The 21,748-nt window shown below is 42.3% G+C and carries 14 protein-coding genes and 3 pseudogenes; 10 read left to right on the top strand and 7 right to left on the bottom strand.

The features are described from left to right. Nucleotides 1-323: 323 nt before the first annotated feature. The 4 genes and pseudogenes from F6J99_RS45400 to F6J99_RS04000 all read left to right on the top strand — a co-directional run bounded on the left by F6J99_RS45400 (nucleotide 324) and on the right by F6J99_RS04000 (nucleotide 2,230). Nucleotides 324-413: a hypothetical protein gene (locus F6J99_RS45400; protein WP_365972555.1), complete on the top strand. Its 90-nt coding sequence runs from the start codon at nucleotides 324-326 to the stop codon at nucleotides 411-413. A gap of 114 nt (nucleotides 414-527) precedes the next feature. Then, nucleotides 528-1,259: pseudogene (locus F6J99_RS03990) on the top strand (IS5 family transposase). A gap of 382 nt (nucleotides 1,260-1,641) precedes the next feature. Continuing rightward, nucleotides 1,642-2,019, top strand: a complete 378-nt coding sequence (locus F6J99_RS03995) for a GIY-YIG nuclease family protein (RefSeq protein WP_293019023.1) — start codon at nucleotides 1,642-1,644, stop codon at nucleotides 2,017-2,019. Between the two features lie 4 nt (nucleotides 2,020-2,023). Next, nucleotides 2,024-2,230, top strand: coding sequence for a hypothetical protein (locus tag F6J99_RS04000; RefSeq protein ID WP_071106566.1), 207 nt, complete (start codon nucleotides 2,024-2,026; stop codon nucleotides 2,228-2,230). 13 nt (nucleotides 2,231-2,243) lie between these two features. Here F6J99_RS04000 and F6J99_RS45405 read toward each other — a convergent pair whose 3' ends face one another. From F6J99_RS45405 to F6J99_RS04010, 3 genes are all read right to left on the bottom strand, one after another. After that, nucleotides 2,244-2,504 (bottom strand): AMP-binding protein, encoded by a 261-nt coding sequence (locus F6J99_RS45405; protein ID WP_365972557.1) that lies wholly within the window; start codon nucleotides 2,502-2,504, stop codon nucleotides 2,244-2,246. Next, nucleotides 2,498-9,670: a non-ribosomal peptide synthetase gene (locus F6J99_RS04005; RefSeq protein WP_293111808.1), complete on the bottom strand. Its 7,173-nt coding sequence runs from the start codon at nucleotides 9,668-9,670 to the stop codon at nucleotides 2,498-2,500. Before F6J99_RS04005 ends, F6J99_RS45405 begins: the two co-directional genes overlap by 7 nt. A 504-nt stretch (nucleotides 9,671-10,174) precedes the next feature. Continuing rightward, nucleotides 10,175-10,735, bottom strand: a complete 561-nt coding sequence (locus F6J99_RS04010) for a hypothetical protein (protein WP_293111809.1) — start codon at nucleotides 10,733-10,735, stop codon at nucleotides 10,175-10,177. A gap of 93 nt (nucleotides 10,736-10,828) precedes the next feature. Here F6J99_RS04010 and F6J99_RS04015 point away from each other — a divergent pair, with 93 nt between their 5' ends. Next, nucleotides 10,829-11,200: a zinc ribbon domain-containing protein gene (locus F6J99_RS04015; RefSeq protein ID WP_293111810.1), complete on the top strand. Its 372-nt coding sequence runs from the start codon at nucleotides 10,829-10,831 to the stop codon at nucleotides 11,198-11,200. A gap of 54 nt (nucleotides 11,201-11,254) precedes the next feature. On the opposite strand, the gene nblS is transcribed toward F6J99_RS04015, so the two are convergent. Together nblS and F6J99_RS04025 are read right to left on the bottom strand one after the other, a co-directional pair. Next, nucleotides 11,255-13,264, bottom strand: a complete 2,010-nt coding sequence (gene nblS / locus F6J99_RS04020) for a two-component system sensor histidine kinase NblS (RefSeq protein WP_293111828.1) — start codon at nucleotides 13,262-13,264, stop codon at nucleotides 11,255-11,257. Between the two features lie 423 nt (nucleotides 13,265-13,687). After that, entirely contained in the window at nucleotides 13,688-14,083 is a 396-nt protein-coding gene (locus F6J99_RS04025) for a hypothetical protein (protein WP_293111811.1), read from the bottom strand. 45 nt (nucleotides 14,084-14,128) lie between these two features. On the opposite strand from F6J99_RS04025, the pseudogene F6J99_RS04030 reads away from it, so the two are divergent. The 4 genes and pseudogenes from F6J99_RS04030 to F6J99_RS04045 all read left to right on the top strand — a co-directional run. Further along, nucleotides 14,129-14,464, top strand: a pseudogene (locus F6J99_RS04030) (transposase); the annotation flags it as partial. Nucleotides 14,465-14,630: 166 nt separating this feature from the next. Further along, nucleotides 14,631-15,140 (top strand): methyltransferase domain-containing protein, encoded by a 510-nt coding sequence (locus F6J99_RS04035; protein WP_293111812.1) that lies wholly within the window; start codon nucleotides 14,631-14,633, stop codon nucleotides 15,138-15,140. A gap of 20 nt (nucleotides 15,141-15,160) precedes the next feature. Beyond that, nucleotides 15,161-16,519, top strand: a complete 1,359-nt coding sequence (gene gntT, locus F6J99_RS04040; protein WP_293111813.1) for a guanitoxin biosynthesis MATE family efflux transporter GntT — start codon at nucleotides 15,161-15,163, stop codon at nucleotides 16,517-16,519. Nucleotides 16,520-16,598: 79 nt separating this feature from the next. Continuing rightward, on the top strand, nucleotides 16,599-18,320 hold the full coding sequence (locus tag F6J99_RS04045; RefSeq protein WP_293111814.1) for an ABC transporter substrate-binding protein: 1,722 nt from the start codon (nucleotides 16,599-16,601) through the stop codon (nucleotides 18,318-18,320). 33 nt (nucleotides 18,321-18,353) lie between these two features. On the opposite strand, the gene F6J99_RS04050 is transcribed toward F6J99_RS04045, so the two are convergent. Together F6J99_RS04050 and F6J99_RS04055 are read right to left on the bottom strand one after the other, a co-directional pair. After that, nucleotides 18,354-19,175 carry a sulfotransferase domain-containing protein gene (locus F6J99_RS04050; protein WP_293111815.1) on the bottom strand — a complete coding sequence of 274 codons (822 nt, stop codon included), beginning with the start codon at nucleotides 19,173-19,175 and terminating at the stop codon, nucleotides 18,354-18,356. A 161-nt stretch (nucleotides 19,176-19,336) separates the two neighbouring features. Then, nucleotides 19,337-19,580 (bottom strand): annotated as a pseudogene (locus F6J99_RS04055) (IS701 family transposase); the annotation flags it as partial. 906 nt (nucleotides 19,581-20,486) lie between these two features. On the opposite strand from F6J99_RS04055, the gene F6J99_RS04060 reads away from it, so the two are divergent. Then, nucleotides 20,487-21,719: a VCBS repeat-containing protein gene (locus tag F6J99_RS04060; RefSeq protein ID WP_293111816.1), complete on the top strand. Its 1,233-nt coding sequence runs from the start codon at nucleotides 20,487-20,489 to the stop codon at nucleotides 21,717-21,719. The last annotated feature ends 29 nt before the right edge of the window (nucleotides 21,720-21,748 follow it).

A 21,748-nucleotide genomic window follows, 5' to 3' on the forward strand; every position in this document is an offset into this window, starting at 1 on the left:
TGATATAATTCTGGTAGCATTTTCAATTGATAGGTCGTATTGACAATTTCTGACCTATCTTTTTTTTACCATAATTCGCTCAATTTAAGATATATCAAGGGTTACAGGGCGCTTGTCGCCCCCCCAGGGTTTTAGGGATGAATTGATATATCTATGCAACTTTTTTAAATCATGGATTGAGTCCAATTTAGGTAATAAGTGAAGTCATCAAATCTAGCCTCAAAATCGAAGATTTGTTGGCTGATTAAATGGCTCAATATCCCGCTGCAAGAGAATGAAATTTAAGTTTACCAATATAGTCGTGGTAACCACTTAATCGTCGTATGGGAGTAGCTTTAGCAAAAGGAAAAAATGTTGCTGAAGCTAGAGAAAAAGCGAAACTGGCAGCTAGTCAAGTGAAAATTGTGTCTTAAAATAAATTGCTATATAGCAGTTAAGAGGCTGTTTGAAAAGTATGAGAGAGAGTAAAAAAGCTCACACGGGGTAAAGTGTGATTAAGGAAAAATACACACAAGGCCGTGAGAGCAATGAGTAAAGTATATACGAGTAATCTGACTTATGAGCAGTTTCAATTGATTAAGCCACTGCTGCCTCCAGCTAAGAAAGGGGGTCGTCGAAGCCGTGTCTGCATGTTCTCAGTCATCAACGCCATTTTCTACGAGGTCTAAGTGTGTAAATGGCGAGATCTGCCGGATGATTTTCCGGCCTGGCAGACAGTCTACACCTCCGCACCGTAACTGGCGCTTGGATGGAACTTGGGATGTGATTCATCAACGTTTACGAAGTTTGAACCGAGTCATGTCATGTCGAGTTGAAAGTCCTTCAGAGGTGCGCCATGGATAGTCAGAGTGTTCCCACTAGCACTCCGGGTGAATAAAGCTGTGGGTTACGACACCTACAAAGCAACCAAGGGACGAAAACGCAACACGGTAGTGGATACCTTGGGGCTAGTAATGTGCGTTAAGGTCACAGCAGCCAATGTTCCGGAAAGGGAAGCAGGCAAGCAAGTCAATGGCCGTTTACAGCATTTGGGAGAGCAGGTTCGTCGCCTCTATCTGGTAGTGGTGTCCGGAGGATATAGCGGTGAGCCTTTTCTACGGTTTGTCATGGATACCAACGGAATGATTGTGCAACTCGTGCTGCGTCCCGAAGAATCCTTTGGTTTCATTCTTCTCAAAAAGCGTTGGGTGGTTGAGCGCACCTAGGGAAAGTGGAATTGGTATCGACGCTTAAGTCAAGATTCTGAGGGGGTGACATGAGCCCTAAAAATCTTACTATATAAGGCTTTGATGCCAATGAGCTATGGCTTGATACAGTCGCCAGACCCTATGTTCATTTTCACCGAAGCACATGACCCTTATCACTACATCCAAGGTCGCGCCCAAAACAGCATGTATCTTTTAGGTGCGACCCGTGGCGAATTTAATTCTTAATGGGTCAAGCAGTGTGATCCCAGACCTTGTAGGGTGGGCAAAACAAATATCTTTAACAATTGAACTGATAGATTGCCCATTTTTGCCCACCTCAAGTTACGGCTAGTAGCGAGGGATTGCCTACGGCACCAGTGTGATCGCAAAAAGCTGGCAACCATCACATAATCTGTGGGAGCATGGCATCTGTGCAAATAGCTCCGATGTTTCCATGCCAAAGAATAACTCTGAAGTAAAAGACCAAGCACGAAGAATCTTGGACGCAATAGCCTTCACTCCCTTTGACCAATGCCAACTCTTGAACCGTGATTTTAGCCACATCCCTGCTCGTCCTGGCATCTATGCCATCAGGCATAAAACTGATGGACTGCTTTACATTGGTAAGACCAAGAGCTTGCGAGGTCGCTTCAGTGGTGGACACAAAGCTTTTTTGTGGGCATGGCTCGACAAATATAGCGACGAAGATGTTCGTATTGCTATGCAGACAATTTCCTACTGGCAAAACCCTGCGCTACTATTGGAGCTAGAAGCTATCATCTTGAGGGCTACCGAACCTCCCTATAATGTCCAAATCCCAATGGAGCAGTAAACTTATGCAGGTAGAACTTTTGGGGCGAATCTCCTCCACTGATGCAAAGGTCATCTTGGAACGCCTGCCCGAACATATTCAGGCTGCTCTCGTTGAGCGTGCTGCTGAAATTGAGTATCCAATTGAAGCAGTTATTGAGATGGCAATTGCCAGCTTTCTCGATACCGAAGCATTAAGTTTTGTAGACTGTAAACCGGGGCGTGGACAATAAGTCCAGCCAGTTATCATCGGTTGCAGCTAGGCAAGGCTAGGGCTGAGGTCTTATACCAAATCCGGTTACTATAGGACACATATCTTATTGAGAAAATTTTGATATATATGGATTCTAATTGACTTGTTTGTGGTCTGGCTAAACCAGATTTGGTATTACTCGTCAAAACCACCGACACTTGAGAATCAGACAACATATAGGCTAAACGTTCTTGAGGATAGCCCAGATCAAAGGGAATGTAAACTCCCCCAGCCTTTGTAGACTTTTTCAGCAAACCCTAGCTAGACAAAATTTAAGTTTTTCAGCTAATACCTGAACGTGAGGTTCACTCAACATAGTAGTATGATTTCCAGGAATCACATGAACCTCTACAGGTTGAGTAGAAAACTGGTTCCATCCCCAAGTTGGATCCGTGGGAATTGCACCAAGCATTCCCAATTCATCCTGATAAACTTCCCTGGTGCGGAACAGGGTAATCCGACCTTGATAACCTCCTTGTGGGAGATAACTCATAAAAGCAAGTTCGTCAGCTTTAATAGTTTGAACAATCCCACGCACTCGTTCAATTCCTGAATTAGGGGGCAACAGGTTGACGGTTTCCATCTGTTGTTTGAGATAGTTTAATTGTGCTTCGGGAGTTAGAGGTTTTAGGGATTCATAAGAAATCTCTAGATTTTTTCCAGATAACATTTCTAGGATATAGGCAATATTAGTTAGCCATCGGGTATCATCCCAATCTAGCTGTTTTGGAGCGCTACCAGGAAGTAGGGCGGGAAGATCAAATAGGGCGAGTAGGGCGACGGTTTCTCCCTTTTGTTGTAACTGTTGTGCCATTTCAAAGGCAACCAGAACCCCAAAGGAATGACCCCCGAGGAAGTACGGACCAGAGGGTTGAAGGGATTGGATGGCTTGGAGGTAGTAGGCGGCTACCTCTTCAACACTACCAAAGGGTTCCGACACCCCATCTAAGGATGGAGGTTGCAAAGCGTAAAAAGGTTGGTCATTTCCCAGATGACGGGCGAGTTGGTGGAAGTAGACCACATTGCCACCGGAACCAGGCATACAGAAGAACGGTGGGTGGGAACCTTGAGGTTGAATAGCAACTAAGCCAGACCAAGAGTGAGTATCAGTTTTTTGGCGCAGTAGAATCCCTAACTGTTCTATGGTTGCTCCTTGGAAAAGGGCGGCTAAAGATAGATTTTTGCCAAATTCTTTCTCAATTTGTACCATCAGACGCACTGCTAACAGAGAGTGACCACCAAGGTCAAAGAAGTTGTCTCGGACTCCGATGGGAGAAACACCGAGAATTTCTGAAAAGATTTGGGCTAGTTGTAATTCCAGAGAGTCGCGGGGGGCAATAAAACTGCTTTCGGGAACCAAACTTGAAGCATCGGGCACAGGTAAGCCACGACGGTTGACTTTACCATTAGGAGTCAGGGGCATTGCTTCGAGAAAGACAAAACCAGCAGGAATCATGTACTCGGGTAGCTTAGTCTTGAGGAAAGAACGCAAATCATTGATCGTAGTTTTTGCGTCATTAGTAGTTAAATAAGCAACTAGACGTTTGTCTCCTGGAATTTCCTCGCGGGCAATGACTACAGCTTCTCGCACCTTGGAATGTTGGACAAGTACTGCTTCAATTTCTCCAAGTTCGATGCGGAAACCTCGAATTTTTACTTGATGATCAATACGTCCGAGAAACTCTATATTTCCATCGGGTAAATAACGAGCTAAATCCCCAGTTTTATAGAGGCGAGAACCTGGTTTATTGCTAAACGGGTTGGGAATGAACTTTTGCTCTGTCAGTTCTCGACGGTTGAGATAACCTCGGGCTAAACCCGCGCCACCAATATGCAGTTCTCCGGGTACACCAATGGGTACGGGTTGGAGATGAGAGTCTAGGATGTAGATAACGGTATTGGCAATCGGACGACCTATGGATTCAGGGGCATCTTTGTGAAAACTGGCGCGGTTAGGTTTTACCTCTCTAATTGTTGACCAAACGGTAGTTTCAGTAGGACCGTATATATTCCATAAACCGCCGACTTTTTCTAATAAATTATCCCCTAAAGATTGTGGCATAACTTCTCCACCACAAATGGCTTTCAACTCAGGGCAACCTGACCAGTTGGCATTCAGTAACATTCCCCAAGTAGCGGGGGTGGCTTGCATCACATTCACTCTATCATTGGCTAGTTTATCTGCCAATTTTTCCCCGTTCATCGCTACTTCTGGAATTGCTAACGTTATTGTGGCACCTACTGTTAAGGGCAGGTAAATTTCCAGGGTATGAATGTCAAAACAAATTGAGGTGATTGCTAAGATGCGATCGCGACTATTCAACCCCGGCTCATGCTTCATCGAATTGATAAAATTCATCAAAGATTGATGGCAAATTTGTACGCCCTTCGGTTTTCCTGTTGAGCCAGAGGTAAAGATGACATAAGATAAATTCTTGGGTTTAACCGTGCTTTCAGGATTGGCTTTATTTGAATCAGAAATAATCTGCCAGTCTGTATCCAAACAAATTGCTTGAGTTTTATTTTTGGCTAAGGAACGTAACAACTGACTAGAAGTAATCAGGACTTTGATTTCTGAATTAGATAAAATATAGTCAACTCGCTCTTGAGGATAATTCGGGTCTAACGGCACATAAGCTCCACCTGCTTTCATAATCCCCAACAATCCCACTACCATCTCCAGAGAACGTTCAACACAGATGCCCACTAATACCTCTGGTCCGACCCCCAGAGTTTGCAAATAATGTGCCAGTTGATTAGCTTGACAATTTAACTGATGGTAAGTTAATTTTTGCTCTTCAAATACCACTGCCACTGCATCTGGTGTCTTTTCTACCTGTTCCTCAAATAACTGATGGATGCACTTATCCCTGGGATAGTCAAGTTGAGTATTATTCCATTCCACTAACAACTGATGACACTCACTTTCAGTCAACAAAGGCAATTGAGCAATGGAAGTTTCCGGATGAGCAACAATTCCCTCTAGTAAAGTCATCAAATGTCCGATCGCCCGGTCAATAGTTGTAGCATCAAACAAATCGGTATTGTACTCTATCGCCCCTATTATTCCCTCTGGTCGTTCCTCTAAATTAAAAGTGAGGTTAAACTTCGAGCAGCCCGAATCTAACTCTAACTGGCTAACCCTCCATCCCAGCTTATCATCAGTTAAAGGGGGCTGAAGCACAAACATTACCTGAAACAGGGGATTTTGGCTGACGTGGCGATCGGGATCAAGAGCATTGACCACCTGTTCAAACGGCACATCTTGATTGCCGTAAGCGGATAAAATGATATTTCGGACTCGCTTTAACAGTTCTAGGAAACTAGGATTACCACTGAGGTCGCTACGCACAACTAAAGTATTAAGAAAGTCTCCCATGACCCCAAGTAACTCTGGTCGGTTGCGTTGGGAGCTGACAGTGCCAATGACAATATCTTCTTGGGATGAATAGCGATAAAGCAAAACTTTGATAGCTGCTGCTAGGGTCATAAATAAGGTGACACCTTCTTTACGACTGATGGAAATGAGCTTTTCGGTTAAATCTTTTGAGAGTGTAAAACAAAGTCGCGAACCAGCAAAGGTGGTTTGTGGGTTGTGGGGACGGTCAGTGGGAAGTTGTAACTGGGGTAAATTTTCCAGTTGTTTCTCCCAGTAGGCAAGTTGATTGGAAATAATTTCTCCGAGTAACCACTGTCGCTGCCAAACGGCAAAGTCAGCATATTGGATGGTTAACTCCGGCAGAGGTGACGGTAAGCCTTGAGAAAATGCCCCATAAAGGGTTTCCAATTCCGGAAAAAATATACTGGTGAGGGATTCTCCATCCACCACAATATGATGCACTGCCAAGTAGAGCCGATAATCTGTTTCTCCAAGCTGAATCAGAGTGGCTCGCAGCAAGGGGCTTCGGGCTAGGTCAAAAGCAGTGCGAAGCTGTTCGGTGGCAATTCGCAACCCTTCGGTTTCTCGTTCCGTTTCCGGCAAGAAGCGCAAATCAACCACGGGTAAAGTCAAACGTGATGGGGGATGAATCTCCTGAACTGGCTGTCCGTTGACGACTCTAAATGTAGTCCGCAGAATTTCGTGACGGCGGATGAGTTCTGTCAAACTGTTTGATAATGCCTGGATATTAATATCCCCACCCAAATGAATGGTAAAGGTTTCATTGTAGATTGGTTCAGAGGGAACTAATTGGGTGAGAAACCACAATTGTTCTTGACCAAAGGATAAAGGAATGGTTTGCTGTCGTGAAATGGGTTCCAGGGATGGCAAACAATATGATTGCTCTTGTTGAGCTACCTGGGTAACAATTTTGGCTAACTTTGCTACTGTAGGACACTCGAATAAGTAATTTAGCCCTAGTTCTACCTGCAAGCGATCGCGCACTAGCCCTATAATTTTGGTGGCTAACAGGGAATCTCCGCCTAATTTAATAAAGTTGTCGTGAACTCCAATGGGAGAAACATTTAGAATCTCTGACCAAATTTGAGCTAGTTGCAGTTCTACCGAATCCCGGGGGGCAACAAAACTGGTTTCACGAACCAAACTTGAAGCATCAGGGGCAGGTAAAGCCCTGGGATCGACTTTGCCGCTAGGTGTTAAGGGAAAAGCTTCCAGAATTATAAACGTTCCGGGCACCATGTAGTCTGGTAACTTTTCGCAGAGAAAGCGGCGCAGTTGACCCGAAGTCAGGATTTGCCCCTGATTTGGACAAACATAGGCGACTAAGCGCTTATCCCCTGGTTGGTCTTCTCGGACAATCACCGCAGTCTGCCGCAGGTCAGGGTGTTGAGCGAGTGTTACTTCAATTTCTCCAAGTTCGATCCGGAAACCCCGCACCTTGACCTGATTATCGATCCGACCGAGATATTCGATATTTCCATCGGGTAAATAACGGGCTAAATCCCCAGTTTTATAGAGGCGAGAACCTGGTTTATTGCTAAACGGGTTAGGGATAAACTTTTGCTCTGTCAATTCGGGACGGTTGAGATAACCTAAGGCTAGAGAAACTCCACCGATGTACAACTCACCAGGAATTCCCACGGGTACAGGTTGTCCGAATCGATCTAATATGTAAATCTGAATGTTAGCGATGGGACGACCAATGGGTGGTAGCGCTGACCAAGTGTCAGTAGAACCGGTTAAGGTAAATACTGTAACTACAACATGAGTTTCTGATGGTCCATATTGATTATGAAGGGAACAATCTTTTAGCTGGGAGAAAAAGCTGGCGATCGCTGGAGTAATTTGCAACTGTTCCCCTCCTGTTATTACTTCCCGCAGACTTGTGGGCATCAATCCCAAAGTTTGAGCGGTCTCTGCTAACTGCTGTAAAGCAACAAAAGGCAGAAACAGTCTTTCCACTTGTTTTGCTCTTACCAAATGTAGTAAAGCAACAAGGTCTCGTCGCAGTTCTTCTGAGATTAAGACCAAGGTTCCACCCCCACACCAGGTTGAAAATATTTCTAGAAAAGAGACATCAAAGCTAATTGGTACAAATTGCAGCGTTTTTGCCCTGGTTGAAACTGTTGTGTTTGACCGTTGCCACAAAATCAGATTCCTCAAGGCAAGATGCTTCATTGCTACACCTTTAGGCTTACCTGTAGAACCGGAAGTGTAGATTACATAAGCCAAGTTTTCCTCAGAAGCAGTACAGTTGGGATTTAAGTCAGTTTGTTGACTAACTAGATTCCAGTCAGCATCTAAACAAATGATTTGCGCTTTATTTTCCGGTAATCCAGCTACCAAGTTTTTTTGAGTTAATAGTACTGAAGCTTGAGAGTTTTCCAGCATATAGGCAATGCGCTCAATCGGATAAGCTGGATCTATGGGAACATAAGCCCCACCAGCTTTGAGTATCCCCAACAATCCCACCACCATCTCAAGAGAACGTTCAACACATATCCCCACCAAAACTTCTGTTCCGACTCCTTTTGATTGTAAATAATGTGCTAATTGATTCGCCCGACAATTTAAATCCCGATAGGTTAATTGTCGGTTTTCAAACACCACCGCCACTGCATCCGGTGTTTTTTCTACCTGTTCCTCAAACAACTGATGAATGCACTTATCCTTGGGATAATCAACCTGAGTATTATTCCACTCAATTAATAACTGATGACGTTCGGATTCAGTCAACAACGGTAATTTAAAAATGGGCGTTTCTAGATTGGCGACAATCCCCTCTAACAAGGTCAGGTAATGCCTCGCCATCCGGTCTATAGTTTCAGGATAAAATAAATCACTATTATAATTCCATCGAACATTCAACTCATCACCCACTTCAATCATTTCTACAGAGAGCTCATAGGGAGCGCCACGTTGTTCTGCTAACAGATAAGGCTGAATTTGAAGTAATCCCTCTTGATACTCTGTTTTATACCACTCTATTTTTCGCCAATTAAACATGACAGAATAAACCAGAGGATGACGGAAATTACTTTTCAGTTTCAACTGCTTGAGCAATTGACTCAAGGGATAATTGTAAGCTTCATGTTTCAGGGCTTGGTCAACAGTCTGAGCGACTTGAATCAGCAATTCCTTAAAAGTCGTATTCCCGTCCAGATTCCCTGGCACAACAACTAAGCTTGCCAAATAGCCCGCTACCTCCTTAAACTCTTTTTTACCTCGTCGATTTTCCGTGGGAATATTGACAATAATATCGTTCTGATTTGTGTAGCGATATAACAGCACATAAAAGGCACTCAAGGCAATTTTAAACAGACTAATACTATCGGATTGTAGTTGTTTCAGACGCGATAGCAATTCTTCATTGAGCTTGAATTCATGGAAATCACTGCGATAAGTAACGACACTGGGGCGCGGTAGATCCGTTGGTAAATCTAAAATTGGCAACTCACCTGCTAATTGTTTTTCCCAATATTGCCAAAGCGTTTCTCCCCAAGGTGACTTCAGCATTTCTGATTCCCAATTGACAAAATCGGTATAAGCTAAAGGTTCTTTAACTGGAATACCCCGATATAATTGTTGGAATTCTTTTAAAAATAAATCTTTGGTAACACTATCACTAGCAATCTGGTGAATCGTAAACAGTTGAACCCATTCGCTTGCGGAACGCTGAAACAAATATAATCGGATAATGGGGTCTTTTTCTAAATCATAGAGAACATCTGCACAGGCTAAAATTTCTTTCTTTAACCGTTCTTCACTCCAATCCTTAGCATCAATCACCTGCATCGTAACATTCATCGTCGGATGAACAATTTGCACAGGTTCGCCTTCATTATCCGTTCCATATGTGGTTCGTAAAATGCTATGGCGTTCTACGATTTTTCGCCATGTTGCTTTCCAGGCTTCTATGTCTAAGGGTGAATTAATTTTGACCGCATTATACTCGTTGTAAGCAGTCTGTTCAGGGGCGATTTGGTGGAGCAACCATAAGCATTTTTGCGCCTCTGACATCGGATAAATATAACTAATTTGTGGATGATATATTAAATTACTAGTTTTATTCATATTTACTATAATTACTGATTTAAATCAAAATTAAATTAATATTTTTGTGTATAACTATAAGCATTAAACTCAGATCCTCATGAGTATGAGGCTGACTGAGCGGTGTTATATACTGAAGTCGGTGTAGGTTATCACAAGTACTAAACTACCTTAGGAGCTGTTATATACTAAAACACACCTACGCGCTCCATTAAACTTTACACATATCTTTTTTTTTATACTAGGAAATTATAGAGATTTTTAAGGTCAACACTGATCATCGGGTTCTCTAAAAGTCCAGATTCTTGTAGTCCAAGCTTTTGCAAAATGCGATAATCAGGTAGTAAGCTCTAGTGCCAACCTACGAAACTTCTCTAGCAGGGCAAGCACTTCCTTCACGATGGACTAATCTGTAATCTAGACTAATCTAACACTCGGTTAAGGGCCACAATTACTAACCAATATTGCTGCTCACAGTGTAGTTGAGTAAATCACCAATAACTCGATAATAAACTCAACCGCAGTTATATAAGTTCGTTGTGGTGGTTGCTCACCTCTAGGCACTTGAACCCACCAGCCTTGGCATCTGGGCGATCGCCACAAGTCCAAATGGCCTATTGGTGGTGAAGCATAGAAACTGTCTTCCCCTGCCCCCAATAGGGCTGAACTCCAGTGGGTAAAGTAATCGTGACTAATCCGGTGGATGGGAAAATTGCCATACAGAGGCACACCCCAGCCATCAATAGCGATGAATGCTTGGATGTTTCCTCCCAGTAGCTGCCAACCCCAAGCTGCTGCGATCGCACCCACTACCCCAGCACTGAAGCTGATCAAGACTATGGGAGTCTTCACCAAACCAATGTGACGTTGCAAGAACTCTAAAATATGAATAGCAGAGTAAGCTGGGTAGTCCTGAGTTGGAAAAACTAACACTTTCTCAGTCCAAGGACTTGATAGCTCCAAACTTGCTAAAAAATCCTGGGTCAGTTGGGGGTCATGGATACCGGGGCAAATAATTAAGTACGGGGACATAATCAAACGGCAAAGAGGCAAAGAACAGGAATCAGCTCGATGTGCAAGACAGTTAAGATGAAGAAATCACTATTGAGAAATGACTAATGACTAATGACCAATTGTCCCAAATGCCATCAACCTATCAATAGCAAGGTAATTACCTGTCCCCATTGTGGAGCAATCCTTAAAGCCTATGGTCATCCCGGGATTACCTTACACCAAACCACAGGAGATACACCCTTGTGTGAAACCTGTACCTATCATGCTGATGATACCTGTACCTTTCCCCAACGTCCCTATGCTAAGGAGTGTACCCTTTACGAGGATAGTTCCGAAAGTACCTCAGAGCCTGAGCAGATTTATAATCCCCAGCGTGGCTTACTCGAATCCGTCAGGCTTTGGTGTCAAAGAAACCCAGCCTTACTAGGTCTATTGGTATTAATCGCTGCTAGCTTTTTGCTAGCCCTGATGGCAACTAGTTAAAGTCAACTAGTATTCCGTCAAAATTTAATCGACTAGACATGATAGTACTAAGCACTACGAAATTGACAGATTACTAGCAGTCGCTGAGTCGATTGGTATTGTCTGTGAGGTGTCTACTTGCAAATGTTCTTTAACCGTTATTTTTTGTTCTTCACACACCTCTAAATCAAACCAGAATGTTGTCCCAACTCCCACTTCACTGACTAAGTTTACTCGACTATGATGTCTTTCGATAATGTTTCTGACAATTGAAAGCCCCAATCCTGTACCTTCCAGGGTATGAACTCGGTTTTCTACCCGGAAAAATCGGTCAAAAATCGCCTGTTGGTCTTCTGGAGCAATGCCAATTCCCGTATCAGAGATTTCAATTCGCACCCTGCCTTTTCCTTCTTGGGGATTAAGTTCTGGTTCTAATTGATAAGCACGAATTACCACTCGTCCACCAGGCTCGGTGAATTTCAACGAGTTGCCCACTAAATTAGCCAAGACTTGGAGCAACAAATCGTAGTGACCCATAACTGGTGGTAAATCTGGTTCAATCTCCTGAGCCAGTTCAATAGTTTGGTCACGAGCGTTGAGCTGATAAGTGCGCAGGGTTTGCTCTATAGGTCTAACAATGTCAAAGGGTTCAAGTTGATAAATTCGACAAGATTCCAGCCGTGATAAATCTAAGACATCGTTAACTAGACGGGTTAGTCGGTCAGTTTCCCGATTAGCCGTGTCAAGAAACTCCTTCCGCTCAGCTTCGCTAAGTTCTTCGCCGTAGTCGTGGAGGGTTTCGATAAATGATTTAATGTTAAATAGAGGTGTTCTGAGTTCGTGGGAAACATTGCTGATGAAATTGCTTTTTGCTTGATTAAGCTCCACCTCACGGGTGATATCCTGAACAGTGATAGCAATTCCCTTAATATTTTCCCGGGATTGGTTGAGTACCTTACTTAGCAGAATCCGAACTGTGCGAGAGACCGGTTTGGTCAGAGTAATACGAAACTCTTCACCTTCGCGGGATTCCCGTTCTGTTTCTGTCTGTTTCTCCGCTGTAGCCATTTGATAAAGCGGTCGTGTTAGTTCCATTGTGACCACATCAGGAAGATGGTATAAGACATTTTTACCGACAATGTCTTCCTCCTCCCAACCAAAAATCCGCCGTGCTGTCGGGTTGACTAACATTACCTTAAAATTGGTATCAATCAGTACAGCACCATCGGCAATTGTGGAAACTAGAGTCTCTAACTTAGCTTTTTCTGCGGTAAGTTCTTCAATATTTTGCTCCTCATAGCGTTCTAAACGCTCTGCCATGTCATTGAAGCTACACACCAATTCCCTCAGTTCTACTCCCGAAGGCATCTCAATCCGCTGCTTGAAATTACCAGCAGCAATATTTCTCACCCCTACTAGTAGTTCTTTAATGGGCTTAGTGATATTCAAGGCGTTGCCCACTGCACCTAAAATCACCATCACCCAGATCGAGATAAACACAGCAATAGTCACATCTCTGGTTAAATTGGAGGAAACCACCACCGTAGGGTTAGGGTTAATCCCGACAGCTAAAACCCCTAAGTATTTGTTTTCGTCAATTAGGGGAACAAACACATCAGTAACTTGACCATCAGGAGTCAGGTGCTGCCGTGCCATGGGCTGATCAGAGTTTTTGGCGTAGCCCTCCGGTAGCTCAATCCGACGCTTAATGGTTAAAGAATTCTTTACTTCTGCTGCGGAGAAAGGAATACCAAAGATTATTTCCCCATCCTCGTCAGCATAGATAATGTAACGCACACTAGAGGTACTACTGTAGAAGCGGCTGGAAAAGCGAGCTAGTTCGTCGAAATTATGTGCCGCAACATGAGGTTCAACGTTGGCAGCCAGCAAGAGACCGAGATCACGACCAAAGCGAGTGTCGTTCATCCTAGCATCCTGCTGAATCGTATTCACCGCCCAGAAGGTCAAACCACTCATGAGCAATGAGACAACCAGAGTTGCTGCTGCCATTAGCTTGGTCTGGAGGGTAAACTCCGACCACCAACGCCTGATAATGTCGATAAGGGTTTTTAGCAAAGCTAGCAAGGTCGGTTCAACTCTCTCAACAGGGAAGACAACAACACTCTTTCCAAAGGTAGATGCTTTGCCACAATCAAAGCATGTACTTTTGGCTATCCTCCAATTATAAAGCCATAAAACCTTACCTCTTGATTGGAAAATAAAGATTATAGGTGATAAGCGCGTTTGTATCTGGGTTGTCAACATACTCCCGAAGGCCAAGAGGCAAGAGGCAAGAGGCAAGAGGCAAGAGGGGTTCGAGATCCTCAGTTTTATTGTCCAATCAAAAAAGACCATACAGGTTTACATCTCAAATGCAAACGCTATAGGTGATAGGTGTTAGGTGTCGGGTTTTAGGATTTAACGCCTAATCATCAAGAAAAAAAGATTATTTATTACTCATAAAGATAGTTTTATAATTCAAATATATCCTAAATTTTGGTATTTTTTTTATTTTAAACTCAAATATGATGCATAATGATGCAAAAAAAAATAAGCTAACACATAACGGGATTTAGGGAAAATAGAAGAATAAAAAAGGGTATAATGATTTGTCGGCAAAGCTTTCACGCCAAAGTGACCCCTAATGAACGAGACAACCCCCGCAGCAATGCCGCATGGCTGAATCAAGCCATGAATATAAGTGGGGTGGGCATCCTCCCCGCCCGAGGCAGGAAACGGGCAAGATGCCCATTCCACAACAAGATGCCCATTCCACAACAAGATGCCCATTCCACAACAAGATGCCCATTCCACAACAAGATGCCCATTCCACAACAAGATGCCCATTCCACAACAAGATGCCCATTCCACAACAAGATGCCCATTCCACAACAAGATGCCCATTCCACAAAACTAATAAAATCATTCCGCATTGATGCAACGTCAGCCATGTTTCCGTGTTTTGGAAAATGGTGGAAACGATTTGATGATCTATTTACTTATAAAGCTCAAAAAAGGGAGTTTGGACATTATTCAGGAGGATTATTGGGGTAATGTGAAAAAAAAAACCTATTTCAAATTGCAGATAACGCTGTAGGGGTGACCTACCATCGTTTGTCGCATTTTTTAACAAAAGCACCCTGGTCTGGGAAAAAGATCAATGAATGTCGCTTGGAGATAATGAATAAGTTTAGTCAGACAATAATCAGCAGAGGTTTTAGCTTGATAATTGATGATTATGGTCACCAAAAAAGTGACCACTTGACAGAGGGAGTGGGAAGACAGTTATGTCTTTTCGATTTTTTGATTGGTTAACCATGACTTGTAACGTTTTTGCCGTTGATAAAGCAAGTTTGGGCTTCATTCATTTGGGCTTAATTTTTTATAAGTAACGCTATTTCATTTCAATCAGCTTAATCGAGGTATTATGATTACTTGGAGTCGAGTGATAATGAATCAGGAAACGGCAAAGCTTCTAGAAGCTTTGCCGTACCCAGAATGGCGAGCATTGGAAATTTCTGGGCATACTTGGAGAGATTTTGGGTTCCGGGAATATCATACGATCAGTTATCCTGAGTACGATATTTGCTCGAATTCTCTAGCAGAAAGTTTTGATTTAATTATAGCCGAGCAAGTTTTCGAGCATCTATTATATCCCTATCGAGCTTGTCGGAATGTCATTTCTATGCTTTCTCCAGGAGGGTATTTTCTCATCTCCGTTCCCTTTCTAGTCAAGGTTCATAATTACCCCATAGACTGTACCCGGTGGACAGAAACAGGACTCAAATACTTTCTTCACGAATGCGGTTTTCCTCTAGAGACTATTCAAACAGGTTCTTGGGGAAATCGCGAATGTATTATTGCTAACTTCTCTCAATGGATTCCATACAATCCCCAAGTTCACTCGCTAGAAAACGAACCTGACTTTCCCTACCATGTCTGGGCATTAGCTCGTATATAACCTTTTAGCTAGCTGACACAATGAATTTTACTCTACCTTCCCAGTACGACTTTTTACCTCGTTTCTACCGACTCGTATTGACCAATATTCTTTCTAGCATTATTGTGCCTCTGTCTGGGTTAATAGATCTAGCATTCTTAGGACATTTGTCCGATATTCGTTACTTAGCAGGGGTAGCCTTGGCTGGGATCGTCTTTAGCTACTTGTATCGGGTTTTAAAATTCTTACGTTCTTCTACCACTGGTATGACTGCGCAAGCTATGGGAGCAGAGGATGACGAAGCTATGCTACTGATTCTACTGAGGAATGGTCTCATCGCTCTGGGACTCGCTCTCCTAATTCTGACTCTTCAGTACCCGTTACAAAAGCTAGGGTTCACTTTCCTCGTTGGTTCGATGGATGTGAAAGATGCAGGTCTTGACTACTTTAATGCCCGTATCTGGGGAGCACCGGCTGTTTTATTAAACTTCGTCCTCATCGGTTGGTTGTTTGGGCGAGAAATGAACAGCTTTGTTTTAGTTTTATCTGTAATTGAAAGTGTCGCCAATGTGGTACTGGACTATATATTTATTATTAGGTGGGGGTGGGGCAGTACTGGGGCAGGAGTAACCACAGCCATAAGTCAGTATCTGATGTTGTTAGGGGGATTAACCGTAGTATGCTTCCATATTGATTGGTCAGCCGTGTTAGCAACAATCAAAAAGGTTCTGGACTGGTCGGTTATCAAAGCTACCTCTAAGCTGAACGGGAATCTGTTACTGCAAAGTTTAACTCAGGTCACAACTTTATCCATTTTTACCAATCTGAGTTCAGCTATGGGGGTTATTGTACTGGTCCAAAATACTGTACTATTGCAAGCAGCAGCTTTATGCCTGTTTGTGGTTCAGGGTGTAGGATTTGCTACCCAAAGTTTGGCAGGCAACTTTAAAGGTCAGGGAGCTTCTTCGCAGTTGGCAAATCTTGCCGTGATCGCTGGAATGACAAGCTTGTTTATTGCCCTTTCTCTAGCTGGTGTATATATACTCTTTCCAAACTCCGTATTTACGCTTTTAACAAACCATACAGAAGTGACTGAAAATATTTATCGCTATCTTCTGTGGCTATTACCTTTCCAGATTTTTTCCGCCCTGACTTCGAGCCTAGAAGGATACTTTGTAGGACTGACAGAAGGAAAAATTTTGCGCAATTCTAGCTTGGCGGCCTTTAGTATAGGATTTGTGCCGCTCGCAATTGCTGCTTGGTATTGGCATAGCAATAACCTGTTGTGGTTTGCAATGTGTTTATCTCCGCTTGTAAAGGCGATCGCTTTGGGGCTAAAGTTGCTAGAGACGTTGCGGGACGATCTTGGGAATGCGACAACCACTTCGACAGCGAGTTGAGAGCGATCCATCTCGCAAATTAATCACGATTAATCTGGGGATAAATACATACAGGTCATTAAAAGCAACAGAGAAAAACATGATAATTTCAATGTATGACCTATATAAAAAACTGCGAAAAAGACATCGCGTCTATTTAGTCCAAACATTATTAGTCCACACATTAAATAAATGGAGCGATAGCTATTGTTACTTTAGCAAATTTATCGGTCTATTTTTTATTGGGTTTTGCTTAGTCGTTGCCTGTCATGACTCTGGGAACTATCAAAATTCAACTTCACATAAAAGCCAGAGAAGTGATCGCGTTACTATTGGAACGACATTAAAACTTCAAAATATCGACCCTGCTGCTACTTATGGATGGGCTGGAATTAATGTAATTTATAACCTGAGCAACACTCTCTACGCTAACAAATTGGGCAGAGCCAAGCTAGAACCGCAACTGGCAACAGAAATGCCGGAAATAAGTGAAAATAATTTGCTCTACAAAATTCCTTTGCGGAAAGGAGTAACTTTCCACGACGGTACTCCTTTTAATGCAGAAGCCATGAAGTTTTCCTTGGAACGCTTCATAAAAAATGGCGGCAAACCTTCCTTCCTGCTCTCAGAGCTGGTCGAATCTGTAGAAGCCACAGGAGAATATGAACTCAGCATCAAACTGAAACAACCATTCTCTGGGTTTACTGCTATCTTAGCTTTCCCTGGTACTTGTGCAGTTTCTCCCAAAGCTTATGAAATTGGTAAAGAAAAGTTTAATCCTAAAATCTTTGTTGGCACCGGCCCGTATAAGTTGGCTGAGTATAACACCGATTCTATCCGCTTGGATGTTTTTGAGGATTACTGGGGAGAAAAACCAGCTAATAAAGGGGTGGATATGCAGATTTATGCTGATAATCCCGCTAACTTATTTAATAGTTTTCGCACTCATGCCGTCGATATTGCCTATCGAACCCTGGAGCCAGAACAGATAAAAAGTTTGCAAAAAGGCAGCGCTAGAGGAGATTGGCAAGGGATCGAAGCCTCGGGAACTTCCCTAAGCTACATGGTATTGAATTTGAGGCAAGAACCCTTGAATAAACTGGAGGTACGCCAAGCGATCGCGGCTCTGGTCAAGCGTTCTTCGATCGTCCAGCGAGTCTTCCAGAATCAGGTAGAACCAGTTTATAGCCTACTTCCTACTGTCTTTAATGCTTATAAGCCAGTCTTTGAAGAAGCCTATGGGGATGGAGATTACGATCGGGCAAAAGAGTTGTTAAAAAAGGCTGGTTACTCGGCTGAAAATCCTGCAATTGTAGAAATTTGGTATCCTGCTGGTTCTAAAACTTACGAATTAGTAGCTGTTACTTTGAGAGCTTTGGCGGATAAAGAGTTGGATGGAGCGCTAGTTTTTGAGATCGAGAGTGTAGACACTGCCACTGCTGCTAGTAATCTATCTAAAGGAGTCTATCCCAGTTTTCTTTTAGAGTGGTATCCCGACTTTTTAGACCCAGATAACTATATTCAACCCTTTTTAGATTGCGATCGGGGCTCTGAGGTAACAGGTTGTAAGGAAGGTGCTGCTCAAAGTCTAGGTTCATTTTTCTATAGCGATCGCGCCAATAAGTTAATTGACGCGCAGCGCCAAGAGCGAGACCCAGAAGCTCGCCACAAAATCTTGGCAGAACTTCAAGACATCCTAGCTCGGGAGATTCCTTACATTCCCCTTTGGCAAAACAAGGATTTTGTTTTTGCTCATAATGGGCTTGAAGGCATCACAACCAATCCCAGTCAGTATTTGCCTTTCTGGACGATTAGGAAGTAACTCAACTTTTTCAGTTTCGCAAGCAAGCCCTAATTATGCCTTATATCCATAAAAATCGGACAGAGTGTCATTAATCAAATGATTAATATAGGCAATTTCTTTTTCATTTAAGTATTCTGCGAACCCGCCAACTTTACCCTTTCTAGTTTTGTAGGATTCTTCATCTTCTAGATTAGCAGGTTTTAGCTTAAGATCGAATTTTTGCGTTTTTTCCATATTTCGCATCTTCTCAAAAGAAGAGTAATTCACCGCTTCGTTAATTACCTCATCTCGGTATTGCACTCCCAAAAAATCTAGAACTATTCTTAATTGTTGGTGGGGATTTTCGTGGATATATTCATAACGTACTAGCAAAAAATCTTTAGGTATATGTCGATTTTTTTCCCAGATATTGTAATATCTCAATAGAGTCTTTAAGCTACCTACATCTTCATAAATAAACTCTGACAAATTCCCTTCATAAGGTTTAATCCTATCTAGGTATTTTTTTAAGCTTTTATCTTGTTTGAAACCATCTGCCCATAAATAAACCCGTTTTTTTTGCTCGAAATAAGCAGAAACAACCACATCTCTTGGATCTCGAACCAAAAAAATAACTTTGACATTTTTGTACCGATCTTTCGATGTTTGAAGTTCCTCTGGTTTGTTCCATTGGGGGTTATCATCGTGATCTATCAGAATTGTCGGAATGTTCGGGTGCAACTCCGCTAGGGGTGTCAATGATAACATTTTCTGTTTAATATCGGGATGAGATAAATCAAATTGTTGTTGTAGGGCTGTGCCTATCATTAATCTCAACCATGTACGTCCGCATTTAGGGAATGAAATTAGATAAGCATCAACGTAATTATGCATGTGTCAATTGTCGCTGGGGTAGTGGATCGCAAGTAGTGTTTGAGCATCTCAAACCCCTTGGCCGATTGCGCTCAAGTTACTACATCTTTACCATTACCACAAAAAGTGGCATGCGACGTTTACATTTTTATTATTCCCAAATAGTGGGACTTAAACGAAGTTTAAGCCCAAATAGACCCCAAACCCTCTTTGTGAGCAGCAAATACATCCCTATTTTTGGTCAGCCAATCGAATAAACTATCAAGACATAGCTTTACTAAAAGCTTTATTAGCTTCAGTAAATGTATTCAAATGTTGATTAGGCCATATCCTTTATAGTCCTCCATTTAACTCATGCCAAAGAATAAATTGATAGGCACAAAACACCAATTAAACTTCACGAATTAGGCTTCGTTTATTCCTAATTTATATTTTTAAAAATTCTATTTTTTTGGAAATTTTCGATAAACAAAAAATCCCCTCAATTTATTTTAAATTAGGTTGATAATAGCCATTATGTTGTTACTTTTTCTGACTCAACATTTGTGTGTGATAAAATAGTCAATATCTGTCGCTTCTTCAAAAGAACTAGGATTCATTACGATAGCAAAAGTTCTTTATCCTGGTTCTTCAGTACCTGGTATGCTAAATTTCCAGTTAAAAAACTTAGAAAGCTTACTGTATAAGGATTCTTAGGCTATTCAACTAACAAAATTTTCTGAATACGGCCTCTGACCACTGTTCCCTGTTCCCTGTTCCCTCTTACATACTGTTTATTTAGCATAACAAGTACGGAAGAGCCTTTATCCTTCTAGACTAGACAATCTCCCACTGAATGTTGCTAGCCAAACCGTCTTTAGTTTATCTAAACTTAAATTTATTTATTAAAATTACTATTATGGCTTATGGCAATTTTTTTTAGAATTTACCTAGAATAAGTTTTATTTGGATTACTGATTTTTTGATTAGTATTTTTTAGTTTTTAGCAACTAATACTATATATTTTAGTTTTTTTTATACTTCTTTAAAAAAGCTTTTATTGTTACCATAGCCAGCATCAATTAACAAGATTTTTGGTTGGTAACCTCTTGACAAGCTTCTCTCATTCCAGTTTTAAAGTAACTGGGGTGGCTTTGTCAACCCCAGTTACCTGAATGCTTACATTATAATTGCTTTTTTTGAACCCTAAAATCCTTGCTTAGCAAAGATTTTAGGGTTTATTTTATGCTAAATTAGCATAACTACCCCAGAAGAACCGGAATCATTAATCCAATGTCCCCAAGTTTTTTACCCTTGAAGAGAGCCAAATTCAAAATAGTGGCGGTAATTTTGATGAAATTATTGATTTGGGCCATGCTGTGGGCGAGCGCTCCAGCCAATGTCAAGGCTGAAGAAGCCGCCTCACCCTGGCAGAGACATACCATCGAGCAAGGTACTGATGAGGTGCGCGGTGCTGACGGAGTGCGCCTGGCAGATGTTAACGGCGATGGATTATTGGATATTGCCACCCCCTGGGAAGAAGCGGGTCTAATTAAAATTTATCTCAACCCTGGCCATAGTAAGTCCAAGGCCCCTTGGCCTCAAGTCACTGTAGGTAAAGTTGCTTCCCCAGAAGATGCTGTATTTGCAGACTTGGACGGAGATGGAGTGATCGATGTAATTAGTTCCAGCGAGGGGAAAACTAAAACCTTATCCGTACATTGGGCACCGAAGGAAAAAACAGATTATCTCTCAGAGTTATTCTGGGAAACCAAGGCCATTCCTGCAAGCTTGAATAAGCAGCAGTGGATGTTTGCCTTGCCCTTACAGCTCGATGGCAAACATGGCCTCGATTTAGTAGCTGGAGGCAAAAATAGGAAAGCTCAAATTGGTTGGTTCGAGGCTCCAGAGAATCCCCGAGACTTATCGGCTTGGCAGTGGCATTCTCTATACGACGCTGGCTGGATCATGTCTTTAGTAGCGGCAGATTTAGACAGAGATGGGGATTTAGATCTTGTAGCCTCCGATCGTCTGAGCAAAAATCGCGGTTGTCTGTGGTTCGAGAATCCCAGTTTGCCAGAAGCGATGGCCGAAAAATGGCCCCTCCATCGGATCGGTGATGTAGAAAGTTATGGCGATCGAGAGGTAATGTTTCTGGAGCTTGTCGATTTAGATAAAGATGGATTGCTTGATATTTTAGTCGCCATCAGAGGGCAAGAATTAATTTACTTTCGTCAAATTTCAGCTAAACTCGACCAATGGGAAGAATTTACGATTAACTTACCCGAAAATACTGGAAATGCTAAAAGCCTGAAAGTTGCCGATATTAATTTAGACGGAAAGCTAGATATTGTTTTCAGCAGCGAAAATGCACGGGATAAATCCTCTGTAATGTGGCTATCGGATGCAGCACAATCAATTAACTCCGATTTAGCAGCTTACGACATTAGCGGTTTAGAGGGGATTAAGTTTGATTTAGTGCAATTAATCGATTTAGATGGAGATGGAGATTTAGACGTACTTACCAGCGAAGAAACCACTAACTTAGGAGTGGTTTGGTATGAAAATCCAATTCTACCCAGATAGCGGGGATCGCTAATATTGTTCTGAACGAT

The organism is Moorena sp. SIO4G3, assembly GCF_010692305.1.
Classification (GTDB): Bacteria; Cyanobacteriota; Cyanobacteriia; order Cyanobacteriales; family Coleofasciculaceae; genus Moorena; species Moorena producens_A.

Coding starts and splice junctions, on each gene's coding strand:
- F6J99_RS03995 (WP_293019023.1), top strand. CDS start 1,642: ATGCCAAAGAATAACTCTGAAGTAAAAGACCAAGCACGAAGAATCTTG.
- F6J99_RS04035 (WP_293111812.1), top strand. CDS start 14,631: ATGAATCAGGAAACGGCAAAGCTTCTAGAAGCTTTGCCGTACCCAGAA.
- F6J99_RS04060 (WP_293111816.1), top strand. CDS start 20,487: ATGAAATTATTGATTTGGGCCATGCTGTGGGCGAGCGCTCCAGCCAAT.
- F6J99_RS04000 (WP_071106566.1), top strand. CDS start 2,024: ATGCAGGTAGAACTTTTGGGGCGAATCTCCTCCACTGATGCAAAGGTC.
- F6J99_RS04005 (WP_293111808.1), bottom strand. CDS start 9,670: ATGTCAGAGGCGCAAAAATGCTTATGGTTGCTCCACCAAATCGCCCCT.
- F6J99_RS45400 (WP_365972555.1), top strand. CDS start 324: ATGGGAGTAGCTTTAGCAAAAGGAAAAAATGTTGCTGAAGCTAGAGAA.
- F6J99_RS04025 (WP_293111811.1), bottom strand. CDS start 14,083: ATGGGCATCTTGTTGTGGAATGGGCATCTTGTTGTGGAATGGGCATCT.
- F6J99_RS04010 (WP_293111809.1), bottom strand. CDS start 10,735: ATGTCCCCGTACTTAATTATTTGCCCCGGTATCCATGACCCCCAACTG.
- F6J99_RS04045 (WP_293111814.1), top strand. CDS start 16,599: ATGATAATTTCAATGTATGACCTATATAAAAAACTGCGAAAAAGACAT.
- F6J99_RS04050 (WP_293111815.1), bottom strand. CDS start 19,175: ATGCATAATTACGTTGATGCTTATCTAATTTCATTCCCTAAATGCGGA.
- F6J99_RS04015 (WP_293111810.1), top strand. CDS start 10,829: ATGACCAATTGTCCCAAATGCCATCAACCTATCAATAGCAAGGTAATT.
- gntT (WP_293111813.1), top strand. CDS start 15,161: ATGAATTTTACTCTACCTTCCCAGTACGACTTTTTACCTCGTTTCTAC.